This is a genomic window from Kingella potus, from assembly GCF_900451175.1.
Classification (GTDB): domain Bacteria; phylum Pseudomonadota; class Gammaproteobacteria; order Burkholderiales; family Neisseriaceae; genus Neisseria; species Neisseria potus.
In genome coordinates, this window is record NZ_UGJJ01000001.1 from 1152000 (window position 1) to 1169053 (window position 17054).

18 protein-coding genes are annotated in these 17054 nt (G+C 63.0%); 10 read left to right on the plus strand and 8 right to left on the minus strand.

The window, feature by feature from the left end:
• Positions 1–4 precede the first annotated feature (4 nt).
• The 3 genes from DYE40_RS05305 (at position 5) to DYE40_RS05315 (ending at position 1334) form a co-directional block, all read left to right on the plus strand.
• A complete protein-coding gene (locus DYE40_RS05305; protein WP_115308051.1) occupies positions 5–763 on the plus strand; it encodes an iron ABC transporter ATP-binding protein in 759 nt (252 codons plus the stop codon).
• Between the two features lie 83 nt (positions 764–846).
• Complete coding sequence (locus tag DYE40_RS05310) at positions 847–1032, plus strand: hypothetical protein (protein WP_147286590.1); 186 nt, start codon at positions 847–849, stop codon at positions 1030–1032.
• A gap of 17 nt (positions 1033–1049) precedes the next feature.
• Complete coding sequence (locus DYE40_RS05315) at positions 1050–1334, plus strand: hypothetical protein (RefSeq protein WP_147286591.1); 285 nt, start codon at positions 1050–1052, stop codon at positions 1332–1334.
• Here the strand turns inward: DYE40_RS05315 and DYE40_RS05320 are convergent.
• Together DYE40_RS05320 and DYE40_RS05325 are read right to left on the minus strand one after the other, a co-directional pair.
• Positions 1331–1843, minus strand: a complete 513-nt coding sequence (locus DYE40_RS05320) for a single-stranded DNA-binding protein (protein WP_115308054.1) — start codon at positions 1841–1843, stop codon at positions 1331–1333. The two genes, DYE40_RS05315 and DYE40_RS05320, sit on opposite strands and share 4 nt — an antisense overlap.
• 4 nt (positions 1844–1847) lie before the next feature.
• Positions 1848–3230, minus strand: a complete 1383-nt coding sequence (locus DYE40_RS05325; protein WP_115308300.1) for an MFS transporter — start codon at positions 3228–3230, stop codon at positions 1848–1850.
• A 197-nt stretch (positions 3231–3427) separates the two neighbouring features.
• Here DYE40_RS05325 and trpS point away from each other — a divergent pair, with 197 nt between their 5' ends.
• Together trpS and DYE40_RS05335 are read left to right on the plus strand one after the other, a co-directional pair.
• Complete coding sequence (gene trpS, locus DYE40_RS05330; RefSeq protein WP_115308055.1) at positions 3428–4438, plus strand: tryptophan--tRNA ligase; 1011 nt, start codon at positions 3428–3430, stop codon at positions 4436–4438.
• Positions 4439–4512: 74 nt separating this feature from the next.
• Positions 4513–5406: a prephenate dehydrogenase gene (locus DYE40_RS05335; RefSeq protein WP_115308056.1), complete on the plus strand. Its 894-nt coding sequence runs from the start codon at positions 4513–4515 to the stop codon at positions 5404–5406.
• A 172-nt stretch (positions 5407–5578) separates the two neighbouring features.
• On the opposite strand, the gene DYE40_RS05340 is transcribed toward DYE40_RS05335, so the two are convergent.
• From DYE40_RS05340 to DYE40_RS05355, 4 genes are all read right to left on the minus strand, one after another.
• The gene (locus DYE40_RS05340; RefSeq protein WP_115308301.1) at positions 5579–6124 is read right to left on the minus strand and encodes an NAD(P)H-dependent oxidoreductase; all 546 of its coding nucleotides are present in this window, start codon (positions 6122–6124) and stop codon (positions 5579–5581) included.
• 95 nt (positions 6125–6219) lie between these two features.
• The gene (locus DYE40_RS05345) at positions 6220–7296 is read right to left on the minus strand and encodes an ankyrin repeat domain-containing protein (protein ID WP_115308057.1); all 1077 of its coding nucleotides are present in this window, start codon (positions 7294–7296) and stop codon (positions 6220–6222) included.
• 446 nt (positions 7297–7742) lie between these two features.
• Positions 7743–8174 carry a TIGR01244 family sulfur transferase gene (locus tag DYE40_RS05350; protein WP_115308058.1) on the minus strand — a complete coding sequence of 144 codons (432 nt, stop codon included), beginning with the start codon at positions 8172–8174 and terminating at the stop codon, positions 7743–7745.
• Positions 8175–8335: 161 nt separating this feature from the next.
• Positions 8336–10147, minus strand: a complete 1812-nt coding sequence (locus DYE40_RS05355) for a monovalent cation:proton antiporter-2 (CPA2) family protein (RefSeq protein ID WP_172461219.1) — start codon at positions 10145–10147, stop codon at positions 8336–8338.
• A gap of 210 nt (positions 10148–10357) precedes the next feature.
• Here DYE40_RS05355 and truA point away from each other — a divergent pair, with 210 nt between their 5' ends.
• Positions 10358–11167, plus strand: a complete 810-nt coding sequence (gene truA, locus DYE40_RS05360; protein ID WP_115308302.1) for a tRNA pseudouridine(38-40) synthase TruA — start codon at positions 10358–10360, stop codon at positions 11165–11167.
• Positions 11168–11276: 109 nt separating this feature from the next.
• Positions 11277–11900, plus strand: coding sequence for a phosphoribosylanthranilate isomerase (locus tag DYE40_RS05365; RefSeq protein WP_115308060.1), 624 nt, complete (start codon positions 11277–11279; stop codon positions 11898–11900).
• Between the two features lie 180 nt (positions 11901–12080).
• Here the strand turns inward: DYE40_RS05365 and DYE40_RS12250 are convergent, their stop codons facing one another.
• Positions 12081–12317: a hypothetical protein gene (locus tag DYE40_RS12250; RefSeq protein ID WP_147286592.1), complete on the minus strand. Its 237-nt coding sequence runs from the start codon at positions 12315–12317 to the stop codon at positions 12081–12083.
• Between the two features lie 153 nt (positions 12318–12470).
• Positions 12471–13835 (minus strand): DEAD/DEAH box helicase, encoded by a 1365-nt coding sequence (locus tag DYE40_RS05370; RefSeq protein WP_115308061.1) that lies wholly within the window; start codon positions 13833–13835, stop codon positions 12471–12473.
• Positions 13836–14263: 428 nt separating this feature from the next.
• On the opposite strand from DYE40_RS05370, the gene rraA reads away from it, so the two are divergent.
• The 3 genes from rraA to pta all read left to right on the plus strand — a co-directional run bounded on the left by rraA (position 14264) and on the right by pta (position 16765).
• Positions 14264–14752 carry a ribonuclease E activity regulator RraA gene (rraA, locus tag DYE40_RS05375; RefSeq protein ID WP_115308303.1) on the plus strand — a complete coding sequence of 163 codons (489 nt, stop codon included), beginning with the start codon at positions 14264–14266 and terminating at the stop codon, positions 14750–14752.
• A 12-nt stretch (positions 14753–14764) separates the two neighbouring features.
• Entirely contained in the window at positions 14765–15193 is a 429-nt protein-coding gene (locus tag DYE40_RS05380) for an OsmC family protein (RefSeq protein ID WP_115308062.1), read from the plus strand.
• A 90-nt stretch (positions 15194–15283) separates the two neighbouring features.
• Entirely contained in the window at positions 15284–16765 is a 1482-nt protein-coding gene (gene pta / locus DYE40_RS05385; RefSeq protein ID WP_115308304.1) for a phosphate acetyltransferase, read from the plus strand.
• The last annotated feature ends 289 nt before the right edge of the window (positions 16766–17054 follow it).

Genomic DNA, 17054 nt, shown 5'->3' on the forward strand with positions numbered 1-17054 from the left:
CAGCATGATACAAATCCGCAACGTCAGCCACAGCATAGGCGGGCAAACCATACTTGACGACATCAGCCTCGATCTGCCCGAAGGCGGCATCACCGCCCTCATCGGCCCCAACGGCGCAGGCAAATCCACCCTGCTGTCCTTCGCCGCCCGTTTGCAGCCGCTCAAGCACGGCAGCATCAGCGTCGGCGGCCACGACGTAACCGCCACCCCCTCGGCCGAGCTGGCCAAAGTCCTCTCCATCCTCACACAAGACAACAGCATCGTCAGCCGCATCAGCGTGCGCGACCTGCTCATGTTCGGCCGCTATCCCTACCATCAGGGCAGGCCGTCTGAAAACGACAAAGCCATCGTCGAAGACGCGCTCGACACCTTCGAGCTGCGCCCCTATGCCGGCCGCTACCTGACCGAACTCTCCGGCGGCCAACGCCAGCGGGGCATGATAGCCATGGTGTTCTGCCAGCAGACCGGCTACGTCCTGCTCGACGAGCCGCTCAACAATCTCGATATGTACCACGCCCGCGCCCTGATGCGCCTGCTGCGCCGCCTTACCGACGAACACCGCCGCACCACCGTCGTCGTCCTGCACGACATCAACCAGGCCGCCGCCTACGCCGACCACATCGTCGCCATGAAAAAAGGCCGCGTCTTCCTCAGCGGCCCGCCCGAACAGGTTTTCACTGCCGACAACATCCAGGCACTGTTCGATATGGATACCGACGTGCTGGATTACAAAGGCAAGAAACTCGTCGTCCACCACATCTGAACGCGGCGGAAAAGGAAACAGGCCGTCTGAAAACCGTTTTGCAGCGTTCAGACGGCCTTATCTGCCGCAACAAGGAAACCACCATGCTCAAACATTTTCCACGCAACCGCTTTGCCGGTTTGGATTTGGACAAGCTGATGCGCGATGCCCGCTTTCAGGCTGCCGATGAAAACGGCATGATAGGCTTTGATTACGACAAACAAAAAAATTTGGACTTTTCCGTCAGCAAAATCTGCCCGAAACTGTGCGCGGTGTGTTGGCGCATTTGAACGGGCTGGATAACGCCATGCAGGCATTTTTGCAAGGGCGGGCGATACGGCCGGCAGGGGATTACCGCAGCTTTTTGTTTACGCTGGGCGTGATTTGGTTTGAGCGCAACGGCATGATTATTTTGGATTGCCGGGCGGATGCGGCCAATTCGCAACGGGTCCTGTATCTGAAAAAACGGATGGATGCCGGCAGATTTGCCAAGATGAATCCTGCACCGCACGGCCAGGCGGATAATGCGCAGAGGCCGTCTGAAAACACTTTTCAGACGGCCTCTCGGCTTGGCGGCGGGCTTGAAGTTTAAAACGGAATATCGTCGTCGATGTCTTCCACCGGTGCGGCGGGCGCGGCACTCTGGCGGCGGGCGGGCGCGGCGGGCGGCTCGCTGCTGTACTGCGGCGGGGCTTCCTGACGGTATTGCTGCTGTTGCGGCGCAGCCTGCGGGTAGCCGCCTTCCTGATAGGGCGCGCCGCCGCCGCTCTGGCGGGAATCGAGCATTTTCATTTCGTTGGCGATGATTTCGTAGGCGGTGCGCTCATTGCCGTCACGGTCCTGGTATTTGCGGCTTTGGATGCGGCCTTCGATATAGATCTGGCTGCCTTTTTTCAGATACTGGCCGGAGATTTCGGCCAGGCGGCGGTACATGGTGATGTTGTGCCACTCGGTGCGCTCCTGCCGTTGGCCGCTCTGGCGGTCGTTCCAGGTTTCGCTGGTGGCCATCGTGAAGTTGCAGACGGGGTCGCCGTTGGGCATATAGCGCACTTCGGGATCGCGGCCGAGACGGCCGATGAGGATGACTTTATTGACGCTCATGGTTTTACTCTCCTGAGATGATGGTTTTCGCTGCGGCTTCGTCAAAGCCTTTCTGCAACGCTTTGATGTAGACGGTTTCGCCGTCGCCGCTGAAACTGATCTGTTCGATGCCGGCCACGCCGCCCAGGGCGTAACGCAGGGCTTCCTGCCGCCCGAGCCAGGTTTTGCCTATGCGCAGGGCGATGTTTTTCACCGGCTTGGGCGCGGGGCTGGCGGCGGCGGCGGCCAGCCAGACAAGGGTAAGCGCGGCCACGAAGGCGAGAACGGCATACATGCCGTAGTGCTGGTAGAGCCAGCCGCCGATCCAAAAGCCGCTCATCAGGCCGACGGATTGCAGGGTGTTGTACACGCCCATCGCCGTGCCTTTCAGATCGGCGGGGGCGATTTTGGACACCATCGAGGGCTGGCTGGCTTCGAGAATGTTGAAGCCGACGAAATAAACGGTGAGGCAGGCGGTGATGAGCCACAGCGATTCGAGTGAGAACAGCAGCAGCAGGACGGCGGCGGCGGTCAGGGCGATACCGGCCACAAACACTTGTTTCAGACGGCCTCTGGTTTCGCCGACGATGATGGCGGGTATCATCAGGATGAGGCCGGTGAGGGTGGCGGGGAAGTAGACTTTCCAATGGCCGGTTTTGTCCAGGCCGATGTTTTCCATCACAAAAGGCAGGCTGGCGAAGATGGCCATCATGCCGCAGTGCAGGGCGAAGATGCCGAAATTGAGGGTCATCAGGCGGCGGTTTGCGAACACTTCCGCCAGCCGCGATGGCTGCGCCTGCGCGTCTTCGTGCAGCTTGGAAACCTGCGGGTCGGGCGTGAGGAAGGCCACGACGAGGATGCTGGCCAGCGTCAGGATGCCGGTCAGCAGAAACAGGCCTTTCACGCCGATAAGGCCGGTCAGCATGGGCGAGAGCACCAGGCTGGCGGAGAAAGTGATGCCTATGCTCAGACCGATCATCGCCATCGAGCGGGTGCGCACTTCGTCGCGGGTCAGGTCGGCCAAGAGCGCGGTAACCGCCGCGCTTACCGCGCCCGCACCTTGCAGGGCGCGTCCGAGCGCGAGCATGGCCCAAGTGTCGGCGGCGGCGGCGGTGAAGCTGCCGGCGGCAAACAGAATCAGGCCGAAATAAATGGTTTTCTTGCGGCCGAAACGGTCGGAAGCCATGCCCAGCGGAAGCTGCATCAGAGCCTGCGTCAGCCCGTATATTCCGGCGGCAAAGCCGGCCAGCGCGGCGTTGTGCTGCGCGCCCGGCAGTCCGGCGGCGTAAAGCGAGAGCACGGGCAAAACCAGAAACATCCCCAGCATCCGCAGGGCGTAAACGCCCGACAGCGAGGTGCTGGCGCGCCATTCTTCGGGGGACATTTGGGTTTGTTCTGCTCTTGCCATGCTGCTGCCTCTGCGTCCTGGTTGCGGGTGTGGGCGGGGTGTGTGGCCGTCCGTACGGAAAAGCTGCGGATTATACAGCATGAAGCCCGCCGCCGAACGGGAAGCGGGAAAAGTCTGCTAAAATCCGCGCCCTGCCTTTTCAGACGGCCTGCCGTTGCGAAGAGGCCGTCTGAAACCGCACAACAAGGCAAACGAGCATGAACAGAAAACGCGTCCTCACCGGCGTTACCACCACCGGCATTCCCCATCTGGGCAACTACGTCGGCGCGATCCGCCCCGCCATCCGCGCCGCGCAAAGCCCCGACACCGAATCTTTCCTGTTTCTTGCCGACTACCACGGCATCATCAAATGCCACGAACCCGGGCGCATCCACGAATCCACACAAGCCGTAGCCGCCACCTGGCTTGCCTGCGGCCTCGACCCCGAACGCACCACCTTCTACCGCCAAAGCGACATCCCCGAAGTGATGGAGCTCAACTGGATACTCACCTGCATCACCGCCAAAGGCCTGATGAACCGCGCCCACGCCTACAAGGCCGCCGTACAGGCCAACACCGAAGAGCATCAGGAAGACCCCGATCACGGCGTGGAAATGGGCTTGTACAGCTACCCGATTCTGATGAGTGCCGACATCCTGATGTTTAACGCGCAGGAAGTGCCCGTCGGCCGCGACCAAATCCAACACGTCGAAATGGCGCGCGACATCGCAGGCCGCTTCAACCACCGCTTCGGCGAACTCTTCACCCTGCCCGAAGTAAAAATCGACGAACAGGTCGAGCTGCTGGCCGGCCTTGACGGGCGCAAGATGAGCAAAAGCTACGGCAACACCATCCCCTTGTTTGACACTGAGAAAAAGCTGCAAAAATCGGTCAACAAAATCCTCACCAATCTGAAAGAGCCGGGCGAAGCCAAGCAGCCCGACGAAAGCCCGCTGTTTGAAATCTACAAAGCCTTCGCCACGCCGGACGAAAACGCAGCGTTCGTACAAATGCTGGCCGACGGCCTCGCCTGGGGCGAAGCGAAGAAACTCTTGGCCGCCAAAATCAACGCCGAGCTGGCGGACAAGCGCGAACGCTACAACGAACTCACCGCCCGCCCCGCGCAAATCGAAGAGATTTTGCAGGCAGGTGCGCAAAAAGCCCGCCGCGAAGCACGCGGACTTTTAGACAAAGTGCGCGACGCAGTCGGCATCCGCGCCCTGAAATAGGCAGTCGGGCAGAGAGGCCGTCTGAAAATACGTTTTCAGACGGCCTCCAACACAGCAAAACAAGGAAAACAGCCATGACCGGCATCCCACCCGTACGCAAACTCGTCCTCATCGGCACCGGCCTGATCGGCGGATCCTTCGCCCTCGACCTCAAACGCCTCGGCCTTGCGGAACACATCGCCGGCATCGACACCGACGGCGGCAACCTCGAACGCGCCCTGGCCGGCGGCATCATCGACAGCGCGCACGCCGAAATCTGCGCCCGCAGCGTATCCGGCGCGGATTTCGTCCTCATCGCCACCCCCGTTTCCGCCCTGCCTGCCGTCTGCCGCGCCCTCGCCCCCCATCTTGCCGCCGGAGCCGTCGTCTGCGACACGGGCAGCACCAAGCAGTCTTCCCTTGCCGCCTTTGCCGCCTGCCTGCCGCAGCACCTGCCCGACTGCGTTGCCGCCCACCCCGCCGCAGGCTCGGAACGCCACGGCGCATCAGCCGCGCGGCACGGGCTGTTTGCGGGCAACAGGCTCGTCATCTGCCCGCATCCGGCGCAAAACCCGCAGGCGGAAATCCGCGCCGCCGCCCTGTGGCAGGCCGTCGGCGCACAGGTCTGCCGCATGGATGCCGCCGTCCACGACACCGTATTCGCCGCCGTGTCCCACCTGCCGCACCTGCTGGCTTTCTCCTATGTTGCCCAAATCCTTGCCCGCCCCGATGCCGAAGCCTGTTTCGCCAACGCCGCCAGCGGCTTCCGCGACTTCACCCGCCTCGCATCCAGCTCCCCCGCCCTCTGGCGCGACATCTGTCTCGACAACCGCGCCGCGCTGGCCGGACTGGTGCGCGGCCAGATCGAACAGCTCGAACACATCGAAGCCCTGCTGCACAACAACGATGGCGAAGGCCTCTACCGCTGCTTCGAGCAGGCCAAACGCGCCCGCGACCAATGGCTGGAAGGACGCGAAAAGGCCGTCTGAAAAGTGTTCAGACGGCCTCGGGCATAAAATACGCAGCTTGGGTTTGACAGCCCGGGCTGCTTTATTTTTGCCTCAGTTCGGGCAAGGCGGCGGGCAGTCCGCCGGCGCGTGCGCCGCTTTGGCGGCATATCATGCTTGAATGCCATACGGCAGGCTGCGCCTGCTTGTTTGCTTAAGACAAGTGCTTGAGCCACTCCAGATAGTCGGCGGCACTTTGGTCGATGAGGGCGCGTGCCGCATCGTCGTAGGCGGCGTTGCTGTCGATGGTGTGGAAGGTAAAGGGCGGGCGGTAGTCGGCGTTGCAGTAGCGCATGGTCAGCTCGAAGGGGCGCAGCACTTCTGTCAGCGGACAGCCGATTTTGCCCTCCGCGCGGTAATCGGCGGCGGGTGCGCCCAGCGATACGGCGAGTGCCACGGTTTTGTCTTGCAACGCTTTGCCTTGGCTGCCGTATGCCCAGCCGTAAGTGAGCACATCGTCAAACCATTGTTTCAGCAGCGGCGGGCAACTGAACCAATAGACGGGAAATTGCAGCACCAGGCGGTCGTGCGCCTCCACCAGGCATTGTTCGGCGGCGGTGTCGATTTTGCCGTCGGGGTAGGCGGGGTAGAGTTGGTGCACGGTGTATCCGCTGTGTTTGTCCAGCTCGGCAAGCCAGCGGCGGTTGACGACGGAGGCGGCGAGATTGGGATGGGCGGCGAGAATCAGGGTTTTTTGCACGGGGGTTCTCCTTGTCGGTGCGTTTTTTGCAGGATGGGCGGCGCGGTCTGCGGCTTGCCGAACGGGAAACAGGCGTTTCAGACGGCCTTGCCGCATCAGTCTTCCGCGCTGAATGTGGGTGCTTCAAACACTTTGGCGATGACCGCAGACGGGTTGGCGAGAAAGTCTTTCATGCTGCCCAGTTCGCGGAATTCCTGGTGTTCCCAGTCCAGCGAGGCCAGGCATTTGCCTTTGGGATACCACATCAGGAAGCCTTCCGCGCTGTAATTGTCCACGCCGGAAAGCAAATCCAGCAGTTTGTAGCCGTGCCATTTGACTTCGCTCGTGGCGGTAATGTGGGTGAACTGTATCCAGCGCGGATCGGGCAGGCCGGGCAATGCAAAGCGGCGTTCGGCTTCGGGGCGGCGCAGGATTTCTATCAGTGCGGCGGGCAGTTTGTAGCTTTTGAGTTCCAGCAGGCGTTGTTCTTCGCTGTGCCACTCTTCGGGTTCCAATTCTTTGAGAAACTGCGCCATTTCTGTGTTTTTCTTGGCAACGGCGTGGTTGTAGGCGCGTTTGCCCTTTTTGTCTTTGTGGCACACGTCGGCACCGTGGGCGACGAGTTTTTGCACGGCGGGAAAGTCGTTTACCCATGCGGCAACGGTGAGCGGGCTTTCGTTGTCGGAAAAAGCCGTGCTGAGACCGATGCGGTTGGGGTCTGCGCCGTGGGCAAGCAGGAAATCTATGGCGCGGTGGTCTTTATCGAATACGGCTTCGCGCAGGGTGGTGTCGTCGGCGGCGATGTCGTAGCCAAGCTCCAGCAGCACGGGCAGCAGGGCATAGTGTTTGCCGTATATGGCAATATCCAGGGCGTTTACACCCAGAGGGGTTCGGGCGTTGATGTCTGCGCCGTGGGCAAGCAGCAGACGCAGGCCTGCTTCGTCGCCGTAGCGGGCGGCATCGATGAGCGTGGGGCAGTTGGGGTTGGTGTCTATGCCGCCGTGGGCAATAAGCCAGGCGAGGGTGTTGATTTTGCGGTATTTGACGGCGAGAGTGGAGGGTAATTCGTATGAGCCGTTTGTGTCTTTGAGTACGTAATTGACCCGCCAGCCGTCGGCAAGCAGGGTGTCCATCGCGGCGGTGTCTTCGTTCATCAATACGGGGAATAGGGTTTCGCGGTCGGGTTGGGGCATGGCGGTTTCCTTATGGTGTAACGGCAGGCCGTCTGAAAATGAAAACGGATTGTACTGTGTTTCAGAGCCGCCTGTTTGATGCGGAAGCCTGCGGCAGGGTAGGGCGGCCGAAACCTTGTCGGGCGGATGTTCAGACGGCCTGACAGGCTGCACGAAAGCAGACAGGCCGTCTGAAAACCCACACCGCGTGTGTCCGATAATCCCCCGTAGGGTGTGTCGCCCCGGCGATGCACGCGTTTCCCGCAACGGAAGCCCCGTTTTAAAAACAAAACCCGCGTGCGCGGCTTGTGCACACACCCTGCACAGGCTACGGCAAAAGGCCGTCTGAAAACTGTCCGGACGGCCTGTGGTATTCAGAGGCCGTGCATCGGACACCGCCGCTGCGGAAAAGCCCGCTCTCGGGCAGAGCGGGCTTTTTTGCGTGCGGTTGGCGGCGGCGGTGCGTTTCAGCGGCCTGCCGCCTGCTCCAGCCCGGCGGCGAATTTCGACAAATCCACGCCCGCGCGGGCGGCGGCGGCAAGTGCGTCGGCAACGCTTGTGCCGTTTGCCACCGCGCCGTAGGCCCACAGCAGCGCGCTGCGCGTGCCGGAGCGGCAGTAGGCCAGCACGGGCTGGTCGGAGGCGGCGGCCAGCAGGCGGAAAGCCTGTCCGTCCCGTAGCGTGATGGTGGGCGCGGTTACGGGCTGCCAAGCGGTTTCGGTGATGCCGGCGGCGGCAAGCCAGCTTTTTACCTGTTCGTAGTCGGGCTGGTGTGTCTCTTCGCCGTTGGGGCGGTTGCAGATGACGCTTCTGATGCCCAGCCGCGCCGCTTCGGCGGCATCGGCTTCGCCAAGCTGCGGGGCGATGTAGAGGTTTTCTGCCAGTTGCATGATGGCCATGTGTTTTCCTTTCAAAGGGTTCGGACGGTTGCCGCTGCTTTTTCAGACGGCCTCTGCGGCTGCGCGGAGGCCGTCTGAAAACCAAGACGGCGGCAGGCGGACTATATCAGACAAGCCGCCTGTAAGCAGGCAGCCGCTCCGCAGGCGCGTTTTCAGACGGCCTATACGCTTTCGTCGATGTCTTCTTCGCCGTTGAGCATGGCCTGCACGGCCTCTTTGGTGCGCTCGTCCTGGCGGCGGGCTTCTTCGAGCATGGCACGGTTGGTAAAGGATTCCAGCCCGGGTTCGTACAGCACGGCCATTTTGCCCATGCCCTTTCTGTCCATGCGGAAGAAGATGTTGCCCGCTTTTTCTGCGGTGTCGTGCGGCATACCGAGGGCTTCGAGGGCGCGTTTGCCGGCGCGCACGCCCGAATCGAAGGTTTCGCGCACGATTTCGTCGGAGCCGGCGCGGTATTGTTCGTAGGTTTGTACGCGGTCGTAGGCGCGGGAGACGATTTGGATGGTGGGGTTGCTTTCGCGGGCGGTGCGGATGATTTGCAAGGCCTGTTCTTTGTTGTCGATGGCGACGACGAGTACCGAGGCGGTGTCGATGCCGGCGGCGTGCAGCAGCTCGGGGCGGGAGGCATCGCCGAAATAGGTTTTGATGCCGTATTTGTTCATGCCGGCCACGTTTTTTTCGTCTTTGTCGATGATGGTCGTCGGGTAGCCGGCGGCGTTGAGGATGTAATAGACAATCTGGCCGAAGCGGCCGAAGCCGACAAGCAGCACGGTGTGCTGTTCGTCGATGGTGTCGGCTCCGCGTTCTGCGGCGGCTTTCTTCGGCATTTTTTCCCGCACAATCAGCAGCAGCGGCGTGAGTACCATCGACAGCACGACCACCGCCGTCATGTTGGCGTTTTCCGCCTCGCTGATCACGCCCTGCGACGAGGCGGCGGCAAACAGCACGAAGGCAAATTCGCCGCCCTGCGCCATCAGCACCGCGCGGTCTATGGCTTCGTCGCGGCAGCTTCCGGCCATCCGCGCCACGATATAGATGCAGACGGCCTTCACCGACATCAGCGCGAGTACGCTCGAAACAATCAGCGGCAGGTTTTGCGCGACGACTTTCAAATCCAGCGACATGCCCACGGCCAGGAAAAACAGCCCCAGGAGCAGGCCGCGGAAGGGTTCGACATCGGCTTCGAGCTGGTGGCGGAAATCGGATTCGGACAGCATCACGCCGGCCAGAAACGCGCCCATCGCCATCGACAGGCCGCCTTTTTCCATCAGCACGCCCGCTCCGAGCACCACCAGCAGTGCGGCGGCGGTCATCACTTCGCGCGCCTTGCTGCGGGCGAGGGCGCGGAAAACGGGGTTGAGCAGCCAGCGTCCCGCCGCCACCACCGCCGCCACGCAGGCGAGCGCGGTGCCGATCTGCTGCCACATCGGCGTGCCGCTGCCGGTGTGGGTGGGCGACAGAAACGTTACCACCGCCAGCAGCGGCACAATCAGCAGGTCTTCAAACAGCAGCACCGACACGATTTTCTGCCCCGACGGCGTAGTCAGCCCGTTGCGCTCGCCCAATACCGACATCACAATCGCGGTGGAAGTCAGCACGAAGCCGGCCGCGCCGACAAACGACACCTGCCACGAAAAGCCGAAAGCCATGCCGACCGGAGTCAGCAGCGCGGCCGCGCCCACCACCTGCATACTGCCCAGCCCGAAAATCTGTTTGCGCAGATGCCACAGGTGTGAGGGCTTCATTTCCAGCCCGATGACAAACAGGAAAATCACCACGCCCAATTCGGCAACGTGCAAAATCGTGCTGCCGTCTGAAAACAGCCCCAGCCCGAAAGGGCCGACGGCCAGGCCCGCCGTCAGATAGCCCAGCACCGAGCCCAGCCCCAGCCGTTTGAACAAAGGCACCGCCACCACCGCCGCCGCCAACAGCGCGACTACGTGGGGGATGTCCATACCGTGTTGTGCAGCCATCAATCCCTTTTCCCTGCGTTGGTGCCATGCCGCCCCGTAAACGCACGGCAGACACATGAATAAAAAGGGCGCGATTATACAAGGATATGCCCCGTGCGGCGCACGCATTGCGCCTGGTATGCAAGAGGAGGGGCCGTCTGAAATCCGCAACGCGCGTTCAGACGGCCTCTGCCGTTATAATGCCGCCTTTTCCGCACCATGCCCGCCGCCATGAATCCCGCCGCCAAAACCCGCCGCGCCCTGACCATCGCCTACGACGGCAGCCGTTTTTTCGGCTGGCAGAAACAGGCCGGCGGCGTGCCCACCGTGCAGGAAGCCTTGGAAGAAGCGTTAAGCGGCATTGCGGGCGAGCGCGTTGCCGCCACCGCCGCCGGCCGCACCGACACCGGCGTGCACGCCGCCGCCCAAGTCGTCCACTTCGACACCGCCGCCGTCCGCCCCGAACAGGCCTGGGTGCGCGGCACCAACAGCCTGCTGCCTGCGGGCATTGCCGTGCTGCGGGTGCAGACCGTCGCGCCGCACTTCCACGCCCGTTTCGATGCCTGCGGCCGCCGCTACCGCTATGTCTTGCAGTCCGCCCCCGTCCGCTCCCCGCTTTTGGCGGGCAGGGCAGGGTGGACGCACACGCCGCTCGATCTTGCACCCATGCGCGAAGCCGCCGCCCTGTTGGCGGGAACACACGATTTTTCCAGCTTCCGCGCCGCCGGATGCCAGGCCAAGTCCCCCGTGAAAACCCTGTATTCCGTGCGCCTCTCCGGCACGCCGCAGTTTATGGCGCTCGATCTGCACGGCAACGCCTTCCTGCACCACATGGTGCGCAACATCGTCGGCGCGTTGGTATACGTCGGCAGCGGGCGGCTCACGCCGCAAGGCTTCGCCGCGCTTTTGGCCGCCAAAAGCCGCCTCAAAGCACCGCCCACCTTCATGCCCGACGGCCTCTACCTCACCGGCGCGGACTACCCGCCCGAATGCGGCCTCGCCGCACCGCCGCTGCCCGACTGGCTGTGGCCGCAGCTTTGAGGCTGCCTCTGCGGGCGGCGCGGCGCAGGCGGCCGAACGTTTTTTTCAGACGGCCTGCGGGCGGCGCGGGCCGCCCTTTTTATGTTTATGCCAATGCGAAAGGCAAACCATGACACACAAAATCCGCAGCAAAATCTGCGGCATCACCCGTCCCGAAGATGCCGCCGCAGCCGCCGCGCTGGGCGTTGATGCCATCGGGCTGGTGTTTTACGGACAAAGCAAACGCGCGGTCGGGCCGGCGCAGGCGGCACAAATCGTGGCCGCGCTGCCGCCTTTCGTCTCCGCCGCCGCCCTGTTTGTCAACGAGCGCGCGGAAACCGTGCGCGACATCCTGCGGCAGGTGCCGGCCGACATCATCCAGTTTCACGGCGACGAAGACGACGCATTCTGCCGCAGCTTCGGCCGCCCCTATCTCAAAGCCGTGCGCGTACGCGGCGAAGCCGACATCCGCACGGCCTCGGCGCGTTTTCCCAATGCCCGCGCCCTGCTGTTTGATGCCTACCATCCGCAGGCATACGGCGGCACGGGGCAGAGCTTCGACTGGACGCTGCTGCGCGGCTACACGGACAAACCGTGGGTGCTGGCAGGCGGGCTGACTCCCGACAACGTGGCGGCGGCGGTACGCGAATCGGGTGCGGCGGCGGTGGACGTGTCCGGCGGCGTGGAAAGCGCGGCAGGCGTGAAAGACGCGGCGAAAATGGCGGCGTTTCTGCGGGCGGCGGCGGCCGTCTGAAAACCCAAACCGCGTGCCCGATAATGCCGTAGGGTGTGCCGCCACAGCGACGCACGCGTCTCTGCCTGCAACAAATCCACGTTTTTTCCGAAAGACGGAATCCGCGTGCGCCGTAAAACGGCACACGCTGCATCGGCGATACAGGTAAAGGCCGTCTGAAAAACCATTTTCAGACGGCCTTTACTCCCTCCCCCGCCTGCGGGGGAGGGTTGGGGTGGGGGCTGTTGCCGCTTCGGCTGCGCTGGCGGGCGGGAAAGCGGTTTTGCAAACCGCCACCCCCTCCCCAGCCCTCCCCGCGCGGGCGCAGGAGAGGGAGCGGGTTTTGCGGCGGGTTTTTCGGGTTTCAGACGGCCTTTTCTGTTTGTCCTGCCGCATCCAGCATAATCCCGCGTAGGGTGTGTCGCCCTGGCGACGCACGCGTTCCCTGCCGCAGCGCAAAAGCCGTGCAATCTCCGCAGCCGCGTGCGTGGCTGCGCCACACACCCTACCTAAACGGCAGAGGCCGTCTGAAAATGGTTTTTCAGACGGCCTGCCGTTGTTTGCGGGGCGGAATGCGGTTGCCCGCGCTCTTTATTTCACGCCGTAGTTGGGCTGGACGAGGGCGCATTTGACGCGCTCGCCGCGCCGGCGGCGGCGGCCTTCGATGCGGGGGCATTCGTCGGGGGCTTCGCGGCGGCGGGTTTCGGCCGCGCCTGCGCCGTTGCGGCTTTTGTCGGGGCGGCTGCGGCTGTCGCGGCGGTTTTCAGACGGCCTCTGCACGACCGGCTGCGGTGTGCCGCCGTCCCACCATTGCGGCTCGAAGCCTTCGATGCGTTCGACGGGGATGTTGTTGCCGGTGAGTGCGCACACGGCTTCAAACATTTTCTGTTCGCTCTCGTCCATCAGCGAGATGGCCACGCCGTCGGCTCCGGCACGGCCGGTGCGGCCGATGCGGTGGACGTAGTCTTCGGGCTGGGTGGGCAGCTCGTAGTTGATGACGAAGGGCAGCTCGGCGATGTCCAGCCCGCGGGCGGCCACGTCGGTGGCAACGAGTACGCGCAGGCTGCCTTCTTTGAATTGGGCGAGGGTGTCGAGGCGGGTTTGCTGCGATTTGTCGCCGTGGATGGATTTGGCGGCGATTTCGCGCCGCTGCAAATCGCGCGTTACCTGGTCGACGCTTTGCTTGGTTTTGCAGAAAACAATGACTTGCCTGATGTCCAAATCGACAATCAGGCGTTCGAGCAGGGGGCGTTTTTTGAAGGTGTCCACGGCGATGACGTGCTGTTCGACATTGGCGTTGGCGGTGTTTTGCGCGGCCACTTCGACGGTTTCCGGCGCGTTCATGAAGTCTTGCGCGAGCCTGCGGATGGGATCGGAGAAGGTGGCGGAGAAGAGCAGGGTCTGACGTTCGGCGGGCAGCATCCGCATAATGGCGCGGATGTCGTCGATAAAGCCCATATCGAGCATTCTGTCGGCTTCGTCGAGAACGACGGTTTCGATTTTGGCGAAATTGATGTTTTTCTGTTTGACGTGGTCGAGCAGGCGGCCGACGGTGGCGACGACGATTTCGCAGCCGCCGCGCAAATCGGCGGTTTGTTTGTCCATGTTTACGCCGCCGAACAGGACGGTGTGGCGCAGCGGCAGGTTTTTGATGTAGGCCTGCACGTTGCGGTCGATTTGGTCGGCCAGCTCGCGGGTGGGGGTCAGCACCAGCATCCGCACGGGGTGCATGGCGGGGGAGGCGGAGGTGTTGGCGTAGCGTTTGAGGCGTTCGAGCGCGGGCAGCATAAAGGCGGCGGTTTTGCCGGTGCCGGTTTGCGCGGCGGCCAGCAGGTCGTGTCCGGCCAGCACTTTGGGAATGGCGGCGGCTTGGATGGGGGTGGGGGTTTCGTAACCCTGTTCGGTCAGGGCGGCAACGATTTCCGCGCCCAGACCCAGTGTGGAAAAGGCGTTCATGGGGGTGCTTTCTGTGTTTTTTCAGACGGCCTCTGCGGCTGTCGGTGGGGAAGCTGCGGCGCGGAGGGAAAGCGCGGCGGCGCAAAAAAGATTCCGTGCGGCGTGCTGCGGGAGGCTCCGTCCCTTCGGGATTGCGGACGGGACGGCCCGCGCCGTGTGCGGGGCAGGATGCGGCAGACGGAAAGGCCGCCATTATGCCACAAAAGGCCGCCCGCTTTGTGCCTCCGGACGCATGGCGCGGCAAGGCAAAAGCGGCTGCGCCGCAAGGGGAAACGGGTGTTTTGAGGCCGTCTGAAAACACGGCCTCGGCGCGGGTGCGGCTCCGTTTTCAGACGGCCTTTCCCTTTCGGCAGCGGAGCCGATTCTATATAATGCGGCCTTTCTTCAACCGCGCGGATTCTGCCGCGCACCATACACGGAGCCGCCTCATGTACACCGATTTTTCCACGGCCGACCTGATCGATGCCGCCCCCGACACGCCCTCCTGCAATGTCCAGTTCCGCAGCTTCGGCCGCCGCGCCCGTTTCTGCGGCCGCATCCGCACCGTCCGCTGTTTCCGCGACAACGGCTTGGTCAAAACATTGCTCAATTCCCATTCCGATGGCGAAGTGCTGGTGGTGGACGGCGGCGGCTCTTTGGACAGCGCGCTGATCGGCGATCTGATTGCCACGGCGGGCGCGGCCAACGGCTGGGCGGGCGCGGTGGTGTACGGCGCGGTGCGCGACAGCGAAGCCCTCAACGAAATCGATTTCGGCATCAAGGCTTTGGGCACCAATCCGCGCAAAAGCGACAAGGCGGGTGCGGGCGAAACCGATGCCGTGCTTTCTTTCGGCGGCACCGAGTTTGTTCCCGGCCATTTCCTGTACAGCGACGCAGACGGCATTTTGGTATCGCCGCAGCCGGTCCGTGCCGGATAAGCGGGGGCGGCGATGAAGATAAGCAGCAAGCGTTTGGACAATCTGTGTTTCGTCGGCAGCACCGAAGCGGGACACAGCGTGGTGATGGAAGGCTCGGATACGGAAGGCGGCGTGCGGCGCGGCCCGTCGCCGATGGAAATGCTGCTGCTGGGCTTGGCCGGCTGCGCCAGCATCGATGTGGTGATGATTGCGCAGAAGCAGCGGCAGAACGTTACCGACTGCCAAGCCGAAGTCAGCGCGGAGCGTGCGGCGGATGCCCCGCGCGTGTTCACCGCCATCCACATTCATTTCAAAGTAGTCGGGCACGGCCTGAAAGAAGCCGCCGTTGCCAAGGCTGTGGATTTGTCGGCGGAAAAATACTGCTCGGCTTCGGTGATGCTGGGCAAAACCGCAAAAATCACCCACAGCTTCGAGCTTGCCGAAGCGCAAACCCAATCATAACGAGAGGCCGTCTGAAAACCCGTTTTCAGACGGCCGCAGTCTTTTAGCAAACGATACGGTGTGTATCACAGTCCATTGAAAGGAATAAAAATGGCCAACATCCTGATTTTCCCCGTCTGCGCCCACGCAGACACCGCGCAGGCCGCCGCCAACCTTGCCGCGCAGCTTCCCGATGCGGCGGTGTTCGACGTAGGCGGATACGCAGACGAAGGCGTGCGCCTTGCCGCCGCCGGCAAAGCCGACGACTGGTTTGACCTGCTGGTCGGCCGCGCCGCCGCCCTCGGCAAACAAAACCTCGTCATACGCGGCATCACGCCCAACGACGAATACCTCTTTTTGAGCAGGCTGAACAACGAGCTGGCCGATGCGTTCAACGCCCGCGTCGTATTTGCCGCCGGCAGCGGCCACGCCTCCGCCGAGCGCGTGCTGACGGCCAAAGCCTCGTTTGCCGGACGCGCCGTGGAATTCGGCGGCCTCGTCGGCGCACCAGCCGCCGTGGCCGAAGCCGCCGCGCTGCCCTTTCTCGGCAGCATCGAAAAGCCGGAAAACACCGCCGCGCTGGCCGCGCCGCAGCCCGTACGCCTGTCGCCCGCGCAGTTCCGCTTCAATATGATGGAAGCCGCCCGCAAAGCCGGCAAACGCATCGTCCTGCCCGAAGGCGCGGAGCCGCGCACGGTGCAGGCCGCCGCCATCTGCCACGAAAAAGGCCTCGCCCGCTGCGTGCTGCTCGCGCCGCGCGAAGAAGTGGAAGCCGTGGCCGCGGGTTTGGGCATTACCCTGCCTGAATCGGTGGAAATCCTCAATCCCGCCGATCTGGTCGAACAATACGTTGCGCCGATGTGCGAATTGCGCAAATCCAAAGGCCTCACGCCCGAAGACGCGCGTAAGCAGCTTCAAGACACCGTTGTCCTCGGCACGATGATGATGGCGCAAAACGATGTGGACGGCCTGGTGTCCGGCGCGGTGCACACCACGGCCAACACCATCCGCCCCGCCTTGCAGCTTATCAAAACCGCCCCGGGCGCGAGCATTGTGTCCAGCGTGTTCTTTATGCTGCTGCCCGGGCAGACCGTGGTGTATGGCGACTGCGCGGTCAATCCTAACCCGAACGCCGAACAACTGGCCGAAATCGCCATCCAGTCGGCCGATTCCGCCCAAGCCTTCGGCATCGAGCCGCGCGTGGCGATGATTTCCTATTCCACCATCAATTCCGGCAGCGGCCCCGATGTGGACACCGTGGTCGAAGCCACGAAGCTGGTTAGGGAAAAACGCCCCGATCTGGCCGTGGACGGCCCGCTGCAATACGACGCGGCCGTGGTGGAAAGCGTGGCCAAGTCCAAAGCCCCGGGCAGCCCTGTGGCCGGCAAAGCCACCGTGTTCGTCTTCCCCGACCTGAACACCGGCAACTGCACCTACAAAGCCGTGCAGCGCAATGCCAACGTATTGAGCGTCGGCCCCATGCTGCAAGGCCTGCGCAAGCCGGTAAACGACCTCTCGCGCGGCGCATTGGTGGAAGACATTGTTTACACCATCGCGCTGACCGCCATCCAGGCGGTGCAAACCGCGAAATAAGCGGCTTGCAGACGGACAAACGCAAACAGGCATCCGCAACGGATGCCTGTTTTTTGCCGCTTTTTTGCGCCGCAGAACAGCCCGGGCGGCGGCCTGCGCGGTTTGCCGGAAGGCAAAGCGGGCAAGATAGCGGAACAACGCGGAAATATCCGTCATGCCGTTTGCACGGCGCACCCTGCCCCGTCATCCGCTTTTCCGCCGCCGGCGCAATTGCCTGCTTTCTGCGGGCGGGGTGTTCCCCGCTTTGCGGCGCAGAGCTTGAGGCCGTCTGAAAACGGCGTGGCGGGTT